Below are 13,535 nucleotides of genomic sequence, written 5' to 3'. Positions count from 1 at the left end.
CGCCTCCCACCCGTCCACAGGGCTCGAACTCCGCGCTTCGGGCTCCGAACCTCGAACTCGAACGGCTCTCCTAGGGGGACCCATGCACGCAGACCTCTCCCGTGTCACCTTCCGGCCCGCGAAGCACTACTCCGGTGTGCTCGCTCAGCAGGGCCGCGTCCAACTCGACGCCGACGCCAACGAGCAGACGGCGATCCATCTGCACCAGGTACGCACGGTGGCGGCCGACCTGATCGGGCAGCACGGCGGGCCTTCGGGCGCCGTCGGCTTCCACATCCACTACTGCCCGGGCAACCGGGAGCTGGATGACCTGCTCATCGGTCCGGGCCGCTACTACGTGGACGGAATCCTGTGCGACGCCGCCCGTCCGCCTGCGGGGATCCCGGTCGGGCAGGGCTCACCCGACAACTCCGCCGCGGCCGCCGCCTCCGGCGACTCGAACGGCGCCCACGACTCCGAAGACGCCCACGACTCCAACGGCTCCGCCCGGTCCAACGGCTCCGACGACTCCGAGAACCCCTGCGACTCCAAGGGCGCGACCTGGACCTACTGGGACCAGCCCGACGCCTACCGGGACCCGGAGGACCCTCTGGAGCGGCTGCCCAGCGCCTTTCCCTACCTCGTCTACCTCAAGGTGTTCGAGCGGGAGGTCACCGCGGCCGAGGACCCCGAGCTGCGTGAGGTCGCCCTCGGCGCCGCCCTGCCCGACACGGCGGCGAGGATCAGGACCGTCTGGCAGGTGCTGCCGCTGGACGGCTCGGAGCTGGATGTCTCCGAGGGCGGGGCCGACACCGTACGGGAGGCCTTCCGCCGCTGGGTGGAGCGGCGCACCGCCCCCGGCGCGTTCGCCGCGTTCCGGACCGAGCGTCCGCCGCGGGCCGACGACGACCCGTGCCTGACACATCCTCAGTCCCGTTACCGGGGGCCGGAGAACCAGCTGTACCGGGTGGAGGTCCACACCGGCGGGGAGGCGGGGCAGGCCACCTTCGTGTGGTCCAGGGAGAACGGCTCCGTGGTCTTCCCCATCGCCTCTCTCGACGGCACCTGGGTGGACCTGTCCACGCTGGGCAGCGACGACAAGCTCGACCTGGCCGCCGGTGACTGGGTGGAGGTCGTGGACAGCGCCTACACCAGCCGGGGTGTGCCGGCCGACCTGCTGAGGGTGGAGGAGGTGGACCTGCCGGGCCGCAGGGTGCGGCTGTCCGCGGAGCCCGGTCCCGGTGTGGCCAGGCTCGCCGACCGCCACCCGTTCCTGCGCCGCTGGGACCACCGGGCCACGGGCGGACGCGGTGGCGGCACCAGGCACCACCGCGACGGCGCGGTCCGGCTCGAGGAGGGCACCTGGCTCGACCTCGAGGACGGTGTCCAGGTGTGGTTCGAGCCCGGCGGCTTCTACCGCACCGGCGACTACTGGACGGCTGCCGCCCGTACCGCCACCGGCACCGTCGAATGGCCGCTCGACGCCGATCAGGAACCCCTGCTCCAGCCCCCGGCGGGGATCGAGACGCACTACGCGCCACTGGCCTGGGTGGGAGGGGAGAACGCGACGATCGACCTGCGTTTCGCCTTCCCGCCCCTGGCCGTCCCGATCGAGGCCGTGAACCGCCGATGAGGCGGTCGCGTCCTCGCTCACGCAGCAACCGTACGCAGAGAACGAGCGGTACCCGACGAGCGGTACCTAAGGAGAAAGAACGGCCATGGCACAACCCTTATCCGCGAGCCGACTGGTCAAAGCCCTCCGTGACGAGGGACTGAAGGTCGTGGAGCACCGAAGCTGGCGTACGCACAACCGCAACAGCAAGGGCCCGTGGGGCCCTGTGCACGGTGTGGTCATCCACCACACCGTCACCTCGGGTACGGCCAAGTCCGTCGACATCTGCTACAACGGCTACCCCAGCCTTCCCGGGCCGCTGTGCCACGGCGTCATCGCCAAGGACGGCACGGTGTACCTGGTGGGCAACGGCAGGGCGAACCACGCCGGTCTCGGGGACGACGACGTCCTCAAAGCGGTCATCGAGGAGCGGGCGCTGCCCGCCACCAATGAGAACAACACCGACGGCAACCGGAGCTTCTACGGCTTCGAGTGCATCAACCTCGGTGACGGGGAGGACCCCTGGCCCGCCGCCCAGCTCGAGGCCATCGAGAAGGCGTCGGCGGCGATCTGCCGGGCGCACGGCTGGACGCAGCGCTCGGTCATCGGTCACAAGGAGTGGACCAACACCAAGATCGACCCCAAGGGCTTCTCCATGCGCGGCATGCGCACCCGGATAGGAAGCCGCCTCAAGGGCAAGCCGGACGGCCCGGCTCCCACGGATCCGCCGACCGGGCAGTACGAGCCGTTCCCCGGCTCGGACTTCTTCCACGTGGGCCAGCGCAGCCCGATCATCACCGCGATGGGCAAGCGGCTGGTCCAGGAGGGGTGCAGCCGCTACGAGCAGGGGCCGGGGCCGCAGTGGTCCGAGGCCGACCGCAAGTCGTACGCGGCGTGGCAGCGCAAGCTGGGCTACTCGGGTCCGGCCGCCGACGGCATTCCGGGGAAGGAGAGCTGGAAGAAGCTGCACGTGCCCAATGTGTGAGCGCGCGCGGGCAGTCCCCCGACCGGTGCGGTCCCGGGCCTGCCCGCGCGTTCACTCGCCGGTGGGCTCCTCGGGCTCGGCCGCGGCCGGGTCGAGGATGCGGTTGAGGAAGTGCCTGGTGCGCTCGTGCTGGGGATCGCCCACCACCTGGGCGGGCGGCCCCTGTTCGACGATCACTCCGCCGTCCATGAAGACCACCCGGTCGGCGACCTCGCGGGCGAAGCTCATCTCGTGCGTGACGACCATCATCGTCATGCCCTCCTGCGCCAGCCTGCGCATCACCGCGAGGACGTCGCCGACGAGCTCGGGGTCGAGCGCCGAGGTGGGCTCGTCGAAGAGCATCACCTCGGGGCCCATGGCCAGCGCCCTGGCGATCGCCACCCGCTGCTGCTGCCCTCCGGACAACTGCGCGGGATAGGCGTCCGCCTTGGCCGCCAGCCCGACCCTTTCCAGATTCCGCGCCGCGGTCTCGGCCGCCTCCGCCTTGCCTCGGCCGAGTACGCGGCGCTGCGGCAGGGTGAGGTTCTCGGTCGCGGTCAGGTGCGGGAAGAGGTTGAACTGCTGGAAGACCATGCCGATACGGCGGCGGACCGCGTCGATGTCGACATCGAGGTCGGTGACCTCGGTGCCGCCGACGAAGACCTTCCCCGAGGTCGGTTCCTCCAGAAGGTTCACACAGCGCAGCAGTGTGGACTTGCCCGACCCGGAGGGGCCGATGACGCAGACCACCTCGCCGGCGTCGACCTCCAGGTCGATGCCGCGCAGTACCTGGTTGTCCCCGAACGACTTGTGCAGGTCACGGATCTCGATCTCCGGCGAGCCCGCGCCCGCGTCCTTCGGCGTCCCGGCTCTCATCGCCTCCGCTTTCCGTGGCATCAGGATCACCGGGCCCTTCTCGCCCGCGCTTCGAGGTGGCGCACCACGAAGCTGAGCGGCACCGTGACCAGCAGGTAGCACAGTCCGGCGATGAGGATCGGCGTGGAGTTGGCGCTCTGGCTGGCCAGGTCACGGCCGTACTTGGTCAGCTCCCGCTCCTCCAGGGTGACACCGAGGAAGAGCACCAGCGAGGAGTCCTTGAACAGCAGGACCAGCTCATTGGTCAGCGGCGGGATCACGATGCGGAACGCCTGCGGGATGATCACCGACACCATGGCGCGGCCGTGCGAGAACCCGAGCGAGCGGGCGGCCTCCATCTGCCCCTTGGGCACCGCCTGGATGCCCGCGCGGATGGTCTCGGCCATGTAGGCGGCGGCGACCAGACCGAGGCCGAGCGCCACCTTGCCGTAGATGCCGCCGGGGATCTCCGTGCCCGGGAACGCCAGCGGCACCGCGACGCCGACGAAGATGAAGATCAGCAGGGCCGGCAGGCCGCGGAAGATCTCGATGTAGATGCCCGCGACCCATCGGTAGGGGGCCACCGACGACAGCCGCATCAGGGCGATGACCAGGCCCAGCACCAGGCCGAAGACGAACCCCGACAGGGTGTACACCACCGTGTTGCGCAGGGCGATGGTGATGATGTCGGGGAAGAGCTTCTTGACCAGGTCGGTCTGGAAGAACTGGTTCTGGAGGGTGTCCCAGTCGGCGAGGCCGCCGATGACGCCCAGCGCGGCCAGGAAGACCGTGTACTGGATGCCCTGCGAGAGGCGGCGCCGCTGCCGCTTGGTGAGACGCGACGTCACGACTGGCCCTGCGGGAGCGGGCCGATCCACTTCTCGTACAGCTTGTTGTAGGTGCCGTCCGCCTTGGCGCGCTGGATCGCCTTGTCGAGGGTCTGGCGCAGCTTGGTGTTGCCCTTCTTGACCATGAAGCCGTACTTCTCGCCGGTGTCGATGTTCTCGGCGAGGGTGAACTGCGCGGCGTTGGCCTTGTCCTTCAGCCAGGACTGGACGACGGGGTAGTCGATGACGACGGCGTCCACCTGGCCGGTGCGCAGCCCGTTGAGCACGGCGTCGGAGCTTTCGAACGAGACCGGGTCGAAGCCGCGCTTCTTCGCGTAGTCCTCGCCGGTGGTCTGCGCCTGGGCGCCGAGCTTCTTGTGCTTGGCCTTGAGGTCGTCGAGCGAGGTGACGCCGCTCTTCTTGGTGGCCAGCAGGGCCTGCGTGGCGCTGAAGTACGGGATGGAGAAGTCCACGTTCTTCTTGCGCTCGGGCGTGATGGTGATGCCCGCGGCGGCGAGGTCGCACTTGCCGGAGTTGAGGAACGCCCCGGTCTTGAAGTTCTCGAAGGGGGTGTCGAGGATGTCCTGCTCGACCTTGAGGTCCTTGGCCACGAGGTCGATGAGGGCGACGTCGAAGCCGACCACCTTGCCGTTCTGCTCGAACTGGAACGGCGGGTAGGGCAGGTGCGTGCAGGTGGTCAGCTTCCCCTTGTGCACGACGGAGACGCCTCCCGCGGCCTTGGCGGGGCCGCTGTCGGAGGACGAACAGCCGGCGGCGAGGACCAGCCCGGTCGCCATGACGGCGGCGGTGGTGAGCGTGCGGATGCGGCGGCCGTGGTGGCCGCGGGCGGTCCTGGACACGGGATGACCTCCAGTGGTGCAAGCAGGGGGGACGTTTGCTGCCAGTGGTGATCGTATGGCAAAGAGGTGACAGCGTCGCCGAGCCGGGGGTGCGGGCTCTAGAGGTCGGATGACTTCAGGGAGCTAAGGTGCTGGCGATATCACCCCGAATGGTGGCACTCACCACTAAATCTCTCGTACTGCTCCGGATTTTTGGTTCTTGGTGGATTGACAACAAGGGGCGCTCCGCTACCTTCCCAGATGAGTCATCAGACCAATTGGCAAGGGAGTGCCGTCGATGGCGAGACAGGCTTCCCGCCGTGACCTCAACGTCACCGTCAACGGCAAGCCCGTCCGAAGTCTCTCCCACGTCCCAAGGAGACCTGCTCCATGACCAGACCCATACACGAGGGCCGAGCGCGCCACCTTCTCCTGGTCCTCCTGGCCGCGCTGTCCCTCGTCCTCGGGTTCGCCACCGCCCCGCCGGCGCACGCCGAGCTCCAGCACCCGCGCCAGCAGTGGCTGCGGGACTCCACCGCCGGGGTCTTCCTGCACTGGGGCATGCGCACCAGCCCCGGCTACACCAGTTGCGGCGCGTGGGAGTCGGCCGTCACCAACGGCGGCTGGAACGCGGACTACTGGCCCGCCGAGGCGCGGAAGCTGCACGCCAAGTACCTCGTCCTGGCCTCGTTCCACAGCCGTCTCGGCTACGCACGGGCCTGGCCGTCGAAGATCCCGGGAAGCTGCTCCACCAAGCGCGACTTCCTCGGTGAGACCATCGCCGCCGCCAAGGCCAGGGGCCTGAAGGTCATCCTCTACATGACCGACGACCCGCAGTGGCACGACGAGGGCGGCCACGAATGGCTCGACTCCGCGGCCTACTCCTCCTACAAGGGCAAGAACGTCGACCTGACCACCCGTGACGGCTTCGGGCAGTTCTCCTACGACAACTTCGTGGAGGTCATGCGGAAGTACCCCGACCTGGCCGGGTTCTGGATCGACAACGACAACGCCTACTGGGAGACCCACGGCCTGTACGAGAAGGTCCGCGCCGACCGTCCGGACATGCTGCTGAGCAACAACAACGAAGACACCCCGATCATGGACACCATCAGCAACGAGCAGAAGACCGGCATGTCCCCGTCGTTCGACTACCCCGCGGCGACCTACACCCCGGCGCCCCGGCTGACCGAGGCCTGCTACAAACTGCCGACCAGCGGCGCCTGGTGGTACAGCGGGACCAACTCCGCCGTCGACTACAAGCTCAACATCGGCCGCTTCGTGACCAACGCGGGCTCCTCCATCAAGTCCCTGATGGCCGAGACCGCGATGGTGAACGGCAGGTTCCCCTCCAACCAGGTGGACTTCAACAACTTCATGAAGGGCTATCTCGACAAGATCTGGGAGTCCGTCGCAGGCACCGAGGGCGGGGGCTATCTGCGCGGCGGGTTCCAGCCCGGCGCCTGGAACGACGGGGCCTACGGAGCCACCACGGTGAGTTCGGCCGATCCCGACCTCCACTACATCCACGTGATCGACAAGCCCGCCACCGCGAGCTCGCTGAAGGTGCGCGACAACGGCTACAAGGTCACCCGCGTGAGCGACGTCCGCACCGGCAGGTCCTTCGGCTTCACCCAGGCCGGCGGTTCGCTGACCATCAACGGGATCACCGCCTGGGACCAGTACGACACCGTGTTCAAGGTCGAGACCTCCGGACGCCAGGGCATCCACCCGAAGGGGTCGGTCACCGCCACCGCCTCGTCCAGCGCCGGAGGCCATGGAGCGGGCTCCCTCGTGGACGGCGACTACCTGACCTGGTGGGACAACAACACCACCATGCCGGTGTCCGTCACCCTCGACCTCGGCTCGGCCAAGAAGATCGCCTACCTCGGCGTCAACCAGCGCGAGTGGTCGGTCGCCTACGCCCGCTCGGCCACCGAGGACTCCGCCCGGATCAAGGGCTACAAGGTGTACACCAGCAATGACGGCAGCAGTTGGGGCTCCCCGGTGAAGACCGGCACGCTGGAGAGCCGCCGCGGCGTGCGGTTCATCGACGTCGGCGCCACCGCCCGCTACGTCCGGCTCCAGGTGGACAGCACCTGGGCCGCCTCCTCGGCCACGAAGTACTACAAGAAGCTGCTGATCGACGAGTTGTGGGTGGGCTCGGACCACGTCGTCTCCGGCGGGGGCGGCAACCCTTCGCCGTCGGTGTACGAGGCCGAGTCCGGCGCACTCGGCGGCGCCGCCCGCACCGACACCTGCGCCGCCTGCTCGGGCGCGGCGAAGGTCCGCTTCATCGGCAACGGCACGGCCAACCACGACACCATCACGGTGAACGCCGAGTCGGCCGGCCCCGCCGAGCTCACCCTGACCGGCACGGTCAGCGGCACCCGGTCGTTCTTCGTGAGTGTCAACGGCGGCGCGGCGGCCGAGGCGCCCCTGACCGGGACCAGCTGGGCGACTCCGATCCACACCTCACTGCGGATCACGCTCAAGGCGGGCGCCAACACCGTGAAGATCTTCAACGACACGGCCAACGCCCCCGACCTCGACAAGATCACCATCGGCTAGCAGCGATCGGGCGCGAGCGCCCACCGCGGGCGGGTGGGGGGCCGGGACCCGGCTACCCGCCCGCATCGTTGACATGGGTCTTCCCGACTCCGGATACTGACTGACTATTCAGTTGGTTCAGTCAGGCAATCGCGGTCGCACCTGGAGTCACCGTGTCCGTCCCTTTCCGCGGCGTAGTCACGGGCGTACTCCAACCTCGGCGCCGGCGGCCGGCGCTGATCCTCGACGGAGGCGCCCGGGGCGCGGGTGAGGCCTGCGTGAGCCTGGCCGAACTCCTGCGTGCCCCGGTGGTGACGACCGCCAATGGCAAGGGCACCGTGCCCGAGAGCCATCCGCTGTCGGTGGGGGCGGCGCTGCACAGCCCGGCCGTGCGGGAGTGGCTCGAGGAGCGGGACGTGGTGCCGGCCGTCGGCACCGAGCTCGCCGAGTCCGATTTCTGGTGCCCTCCCACCGCGGTGGGCGCCATCCTCGTTCGCGCCGACATCGACCCCGCGCAGATGTACTGCGGTCGGCCCGCATACATCGCCCTCGTCGGCGACGCCGAGCAGGCGCTCGAAGGGCTCCTCACCGCCCTCGTGGGGCATGTCACGACCGGCGAGGGCACGGGCACGGGCTTCTCGGCGCGCAGCCTGCGCGAGCGGCGTGACGCGCCCACGGCCCGGCGGGACGCGCGCTGGGTGCCGTATCTGGCCGCCGTGCGCCGTGTCCTCGACCAGGACGCCGTCGTCACCGGGGACAGCGCGATGTGCTGCTACTACGGGGCGCTGCCCCATCTGCCGGTGGATCCGCCGGGCCGGTATCTGCACCCCACCGGCTTCGGCACGTTGGGGTACGCCCTGCCCGCGGCCATCGGCGCCCGGGCCGCGCTGCCCGGACGGCAGGTCGTGGCGCTCAGCGGTGACGGTGGATTCCGGTTCACCGTGCAGGAGTTGGCGACCGCGGTCCACCTCGGGCAGCCGCTGCCCGTCGTGGTCTTCGACAACGGCGGCTACGGCGAGATCCGGGACGAGATGGCCGCCCGCGGCGACACTCCCGCGGCCGTCGGCCTGCCGAACCCCGACCTGCCCGCCCTCGCCCGCGCGTACGGCTGCCGCGGCTGCCGCGCAACCACACCGGAGGAACTGGCCGGCGCCCTGCGTGAGGCCCTGGACCACCCCGGACCCACCGTCGTCGTCGTGCCGGAGGAAGGCCACCGCCCATGATCAGTGTCACCTGGACCGACGACGAGACCGGCTGCGCCGGGCACCTCGTCATCGACCGGCTCGTCCGCGGGGTGTGCAGCGGGGGCTTGCGGATGCGCCCCGGCTGCACGCTCGAGGAGGTTCGCGGCCTCGCCGCCGGAATGACGATGAAGGAGGCCCTGCACTACGACCCTCGGGCCCGCTATGTCCCGCTGGGCGGCGCCAAGGGCGGGATCGACTGCGACCCGCGCTCCCCGGAGGCTTTCGGGGTGCTGGTGCGCTACCTCAGGGCGATGCGCCCCTACATCGAGGCGCACTGGACCTTTGGGGAGGACCTGGGACTGACCCAGGACATCGTGGACGCGGCCGCCGCTGAGGCGGGGCTGACCAGCACCATTCAGGCCGTGTACCCGCTGCTCGACGACGAGGACGCCGCCCGGCGGCGGCTCGCCGACGCCTTCGCCGTGGAGGTGGACGGGATCGGGCTCGACGAACTGGTGGGCGGATGCGGGGTGGCCGAGTCGGTGCTGGTCGCCCTGGACCGGGCGGGCGTGCCCCACCGGGGGACGCGCGTGGCCGTGCAGGGGCTGGGGACGATGGGCGGGGCGACGGCCCGCTTCCTCCAGCAGGCCGGACTGAACGTCGTGGCTGTGGCGGACATCAAGGGCACCATCGCCAACCCCCGCGGCCTGGACGTGGACGCGCTGCTGGCCGCGCGGGACGCCCATGGCACGGTCGACCGGGGGGTGCTGCGGCCGGGGGACGTCGAGCTGCCCGGTGACGCGTGGCTGGACGCCGAGGCGGAGGTGCTGGTCCCGGCGGCGGTCTCGTACTGCGTCGACGCCGCCAACCAGGCCAGGATCCAGGCCCGTTGGATCGTGGAGGCGGCCAATATGCCGGTGCTGCCGGCGGCGGAGGGGCTCTTGGCGGCCAGGGGAGTGACCGTGCTGCCGGATGTGGTGGTCAACTCCGGTACGAACGCCTGGTGGTGGTGGACCCTCTTCGGCGACATCGGCCCCAACGCCGAGGAGGCCTTCATCAAGGTCCGCACCTCGATGCGCACCCTGATCGCGCAGATGCTCGGCCGGGCGGAGGCGGACGGGAACTCCCCACGGGAGGCGGCGAGAGCGATCGTCGCCGACCGCCTCCCGGTGATCGCCGAGCGCTTCCCCCAGTACGGGTGAGCGCGGTACGGATGGGCGCAGTACGGATGAGCCAGCGCAGATGAGCGCAGTACGGATGGGCGCGGTACGGATGAGCGACGAGACGGCAGGGCCGAGGGCCGGTACGGGGATGGAAGTGGACGTGGATACGAGGCTGGAGGTGCTCTTCGATCCCCGGTCCGTGGCGGTCGTGGGCGCCTGCGCCGATCCGGCGAAGTGGGGCTACTGGCCGGCGCAGGGGGCGCCGGGCGAGGCGGTACCGGAGTCCACGAGGGGTGTGTCGGAGGCGGGGACGGGGCGGGCGGTGGTCAAGAGCGGCCTCCTCCGGAGGTGCCTACTCAGCGCTACTGGCTGAACAAGCAGTCAGTAGAGGTGGGCGTGACTGTGGCGCGCACCACACCGGCCTGTCAAGAGGTTCGACTGTGTACTGTGACGCCGTGACGAGAGTCCGGTTGAGCGTGGAGGAGCGGCGCGAGGAACTGCTGCGCGCCGCGGTGGAGCAGATCCGGCTGAGAGGGCTCGGCGCCCTGCGCATCGCCGATGTCGCTTCGGCACTCGGGGTGAGCAACGCCCTGGTGCTGTACCACTTCGAGACGAAGGAGCGGCTCGTCGCCGCGGCCTTCGACTACGCGGCACAGGCCGACCTGGCGCATCTGGAGAAGCTGCGCACCCGCAAGGGCAGCGCCACGGCCCGGCTGTGGGCGGCGATCAAGTGGTACGCCCCGACCGGCCCGGCCAAGGGCTGGGTCCTGTGGATCGAGGGCTGGGCCGCCTCCTTGCGCGAGCCCACGCTGCGCGAGGTGGCCCAGGACCTGGACGCCCGCTGGAAGGCCGCGATCACCGAACTCGTCGCGGAGGGTACGGCGGCGCGGGAGTTCACCTGCCCCGACCCCGAGGCCGCGGCCTGGCGGCTGACCGCGCTGCTCGACGGACTCGGTGTCCAGATGACCTCCTACCGCGGCGCGCTGACCCGCCGGTCCATGGAGGCCTGGATCGAGGAGGCCCTGGCCCGCGAACTCGGCACGACTCCCGAAGCGCTGCACGCGGCACGCTGACCCGCGCAACCGCGCTCCGGCTCCTTGATTCATTCGACCTGCCGACGGGTGCCCGGCCGGCCTCCTCCTTGTCCAGGTGCGAAGGCCGTGGCTACTGCACCTTCCAAGTGAGAGGTCGCGGGTTCGAATCCCGTCCGGCGCCCCGCGCGCCGGTGGCTCAGAGGCAGAGCACTACGTCGCCGTACTACGTCGCCGCAGCCGACTTCGATCTCTGGACACCTGAACCGCGTGACGGGGACAAGGCCCGCTCTCCTCGGAGAGCGGGCCGCCCGCGTCATCGTGCGAGGTTCGCCTCGATGGCGGAGGTGATCTCCTCGGCCTCGGGCTCCGTGCGGGGGCGGAAGCGGCCGACCACGTCACCGGTGGGCGAGATCAGGAACTTCTCGAAGTTCCACTGGATGTCGCCCGCCTCTCCGGACGCGTCCTGCGCGCCGGTCAGTACCCCGTACACCGGGTGACGGTCGTCCCCGTTGACGTCGATCTTGTCGAAGAGCGGGAAGGACACCCCGTACGTGGTCGAGCAGAACGTCCGGATCTCCTCGGCCGTGCCCGGCTCCTGGCCCATGAACTGGTTGCAGGGGAAGCCCAGCACGGTGAAGCCCCGGTCCGCGTAACGCTGCTGGAGCCGCTCCAGCCCCTCGTACTGCGGCGTCAGCCCGCACTTGGACGCGACATTGACGACGAGCAGCGCCTTCCCCTTGTACTCGGCGAGCGAGGTGGGCTCCCCGGCGAGGGTGCGCAGCGGGATGTCGTACAGGCTCACGTGGAATCCTCTCGGCAAAGGCGGCGGGCGGCAGGTCGCCACCCATCCCTCCCATCGTCCCTCATCGGCTCCATCCGCCCACCCGGCGTCGCCGGTCCCGGGCGGGGATCCGGCCGCCGCTGCCCCACTGTGTCTCTTATGCGGTGGGGCGGCCGGATTCCCATACAAACAGATGGTCGATGAGTGCCCGAGGCGATGAAAGGTCGACCAGCTGTGCACATGCATCTGTCTTATTCACTCGGAAGTTGTCAATTGGTGCAGGCTTTTGGTTCCGTGCCCGGCATGGGGTGCCTGACTCTAACCTCGGATATGTGAGGCGGACATCGCTGTCGGGCCGGCGGCGTTGTGCGCGGGACCCTGTGCGCAAGGGCGGTGGGCCCGGCCATGGATTCCTATGCCCCTCAGGACGCCTTGTCGCAGGAAGGGGTCTGGCGGTTCTCCGCCCCGGCACTGGACTCCACGGTGCCCAGGGCCCGTCACGCGGTGCGTGACCTGCTGGCCACTCAGGGCGTGCCCGTGGACAGCGACATGGCTCAGGGCCTGCTCCTCATCGTCTCCGAGCTGGTGACCAACGCCGTGCGGCACGCCGCTGTCCTCTCTCCCGAGGTCAACGTCGAGGTCGCCATCGGCTCGGAGTGGGTACGGGTCGCCGTCGAGGACGACCACCCCTACCGCCCCAAGGCCCTCGAGGCCGACCACGAGGACACCAGCGGCCGGGGGCTGTTGCTCGTGAAGACCATCACGCGCGAGGCGGGCGGCGTCTGCGACGTGGAGCACACCTCGGCTGGCGGGAAAGTCATCTGGGCCTCGCTGCCCCGGCCGCGAAACGGCCGCCAGGGGCTCTGAGGAGGCTTCGAGAACGGTGCTCCGAGGACTGCGCTCGTGGAGAACGGCGCTCCGAGGACTGCGCTCGTGGAGAACGGCGCTCGCGGAGAACGGCGCTCGGCGGGCGGCGCTCCGAGGACGGCGCTCGGCGGGCGGCGTTCGCAGAAGGCTCCGGGGACGGGGCCGGGAGGAGGCCCCACGGACCCGGCTTCGGGAAACGGCCCGGAGAACGGGCCCCGCCGCCGCGTCCGCTACCAGCGGCTGGAGCCCCCGTTGAGCTTGCGGATCGCGGGCAGGGCCGCCTCCAGCACGGTGGGGAACCACGCCGAGAACGTTGCCGACGCGCGCAGCGCCGCCAGCTCCTCCGCCGTCACGAAGGCGATCTCGCCCACCTCCTCGGGGTCCGGTCGGCATGCAGCCGAGACCTGCCCGACGAACAGGTGGTTGTACTCCTGCTCGACCAGACCGGAGGCGGGGTCGGGGTGGTTGTAGCGGACGGTCCCGGCCTCCTGCATCAGGGAGGGGGCGACGCCCAGCTCCTCCGCGGTGCGTCTGGCGGCGGCGACGAAGGGCGGCTCGCCGGGGTAGGGGTGGCCGCAGCAGGTGTTGGACCACACACCGGGGGAGTGGTACTTGCCCAGGGCCCGCCGCTGGAGCAGCATCCGGCCCTCGGTGTCGAAGAGGAAGACCGAGAAGGCCCGGTGGAGCTGTCCGGGCGCCTGGTGGGCGGCGAGCTTCTCGGCCGTTCCGATGGTTCTGCCGTGCTCGTCGACCAGCTCGAGCATGACGTCGGCCGTGGGCCGCGGGTCACCGATGGGGCGGGTGGACGGGCTGGTCGGCATGGGCTTCCTTCGCGGGGTCGTCCTGCTGGGGCGGTGGCCGGCGGCAACGCGGATGGATC

The 13,535-nt window shown here is 70.1% G+C and carries 13 protein-coding genes; 8 read left to right on the top strand and 5 right to left on the bottom strand.

The features are described 5' to 3' along the window. Positions 1-82 precede the first annotated feature (82 nt). Both IEY86_RS25065 and IEY86_RS25060 read left to right on the top strand, forming a co-directional pair. Positions 83-1,612 carry a DUF6519 domain-containing protein gene (locus IEY86_RS25065; protein WP_189134102.1) on the top strand — a complete coding sequence of 510 codons (1,530 nt, stop codon included), beginning with the start codon at positions 83-85 and terminating at the stop codon, positions 1,610-1,612. Between the two features lie 85 nt (positions 1,613-1,697). After that, on the top strand, positions 1,698-2,576 hold the full coding sequence (locus IEY86_RS25060; RefSeq protein WP_189134101.1) for a peptidoglycan-binding protein: 879 nt from the start codon (positions 1,698-1,700) through the stop codon (positions 2,574-2,576). A 51-nt stretch (positions 2,577-2,627) separates the two neighbouring features. Here the strand turns inward: IEY86_RS25060 and IEY86_RS25055 are convergent, their stop codons facing one another. Genes IEY86_RS25055 through IEY86_RS25045 form a run of 3 tightly spaced genes read right to left on the bottom strand, consistent with a single transcriptional unit; the run spans position 2,628 to position 5,034 of the window. Further along, the gene (locus IEY86_RS25055) at positions 2,628-3,431 is read right to left on the bottom strand and encodes an amino acid ABC transporter ATP-binding protein (protein ID WP_189134100.1); all 804 of its coding nucleotides are present in this window, start codon (positions 3,429-3,431) and stop codon (positions 2,628-2,630) included. A 26-nt stretch (positions 3,432-3,457) separates the two neighbouring features. After that, entirely contained in the window at positions 3,458-4,258 is an 801-nt protein-coding gene (locus IEY86_RS25050) for an amino acid ABC transporter permease (RefSeq protein ID WP_229698733.1), read from the bottom strand. Then, positions 4,255-5,034, bottom strand: coding sequence for an ABC transporter substrate-binding protein (locus IEY86_RS25045; RefSeq protein ID WP_189134190.1), 780 nt, complete (start codon positions 5,032-5,034; stop codon positions 4,255-4,257). The genes IEY86_RS25050 and IEY86_RS25045 overlap by 4 nt, the downstream gene beginning before the upstream one ends. 432 nt (positions 5,035-5,466) lie before the next feature. Between IEY86_RS25045 and IEY86_RS25040 the strand changes: the two genes are divergently transcribed. The 5 genes from IEY86_RS25040 (at position 5,467) to IEY86_RS25020 (ending at position 11,046) form a co-directional block, all read left to right on the top strand. Next, positions 5,467-7,647, top strand: coding sequence for a discoidin domain-containing protein (locus tag IEY86_RS25040; RefSeq protein ID WP_189134098.1), 2,181 nt, complete (start codon positions 5,467-5,469; stop codon positions 7,645-7,647). Between the two features lie 152 nt (positions 7,648-7,799). Then, complete coding sequence (locus tag IEY86_RS25035) at positions 7,800-8,849, top strand: thiamine pyrophosphate-binding protein (RefSeq protein ID WP_229698732.1); 1,050 nt, start codon at positions 7,800-7,802, stop codon at positions 8,847-8,849. Beyond that, positions 8,846-10,012 carry a Glu/Leu/Phe/Val dehydrogenase dimerization domain-containing protein gene (locus tag IEY86_RS25030; RefSeq protein ID WP_189134097.1) on the top strand — a complete coding sequence of 389 codons (1,167 nt, stop codon included), beginning with the start codon at positions 8,846-8,848 and terminating at the stop codon, positions 10,010-10,012. The genes IEY86_RS25035 and IEY86_RS25030 overlap by 4 nt, the downstream gene beginning before the upstream one ends. A gap of 40 nt (positions 10,013-10,052) precedes the next feature. After that, positions 10,053-10,346 carry a hypothetical protein gene (locus IEY86_RS25025; protein WP_189134096.1) on the top strand — a complete coding sequence of 98 codons (294 nt, stop codon included), beginning with the start codon at positions 10,053-10,055 and terminating at the stop codon, positions 10,344-10,346. Positions 10,347-10,428: 82 nt separating this feature from the next. After that, positions 10,429-11,046, top strand: a complete 618-nt coding sequence (locus IEY86_RS25020) for a TetR/AcrR family transcriptional regulator (RefSeq protein WP_189134095.1) — start codon at positions 10,429-10,431, stop codon at positions 11,044-11,046. A gap of 274 nt (positions 11,047-11,320) precedes the next feature. Here the strand turns inward: IEY86_RS25020 and IEY86_RS25015 are convergent, their stop codons facing one another. Further along, a complete protein-coding gene (locus tag IEY86_RS25015) occupies positions 11,321-11,809 on the bottom strand; it encodes a glutathione peroxidase (protein WP_189134094.1) in 489 nt (162 codons plus the stop codon). A 384-nt stretch (positions 11,810-12,193) separates the two neighbouring features. Here IEY86_RS25015 and IEY86_RS25010 point away from each other — a divergent pair, with 384 nt between their 5' ends. Beyond that, complete coding sequence (locus tag IEY86_RS25010) at positions 12,194-12,655, top strand: ATP-binding protein (RefSeq protein ID WP_189134093.1); 462 nt, start codon at positions 12,194-12,196, stop codon at positions 12,653-12,655. Between the two features lie 230 nt (positions 12,656-12,885). On the opposite strand, the gene idi is transcribed toward IEY86_RS25010, so the two are convergent. After that, the gene (idi, locus tag IEY86_RS25005; protein ID WP_189134092.1) at positions 12,886-13,476 is read right to left on the bottom strand and encodes an isopentenyl-diphosphate Delta-isomerase; all 591 of its coding nucleotides are present in this window, start codon (positions 13,474-13,476) and stop codon (positions 12,886-12,888) included. Positions 13,477-13,535 lie beyond the last annotated feature (59 nt).

This window comes from Wenjunlia tyrosinilytica (assembly GCF_014646055.1).
Taxonomy (GTDB): Bacteria; Actinomycetota; Actinomycetes; order Streptomycetales; family Streptomycetaceae; genus Wenjunlia; species Wenjunlia tyrosinilytica.
The sequence above is the reverse complement of the archived record's forward strand: the minus strand, read 5'-3'. Positions and strand labels throughout refer to the sequence as shown.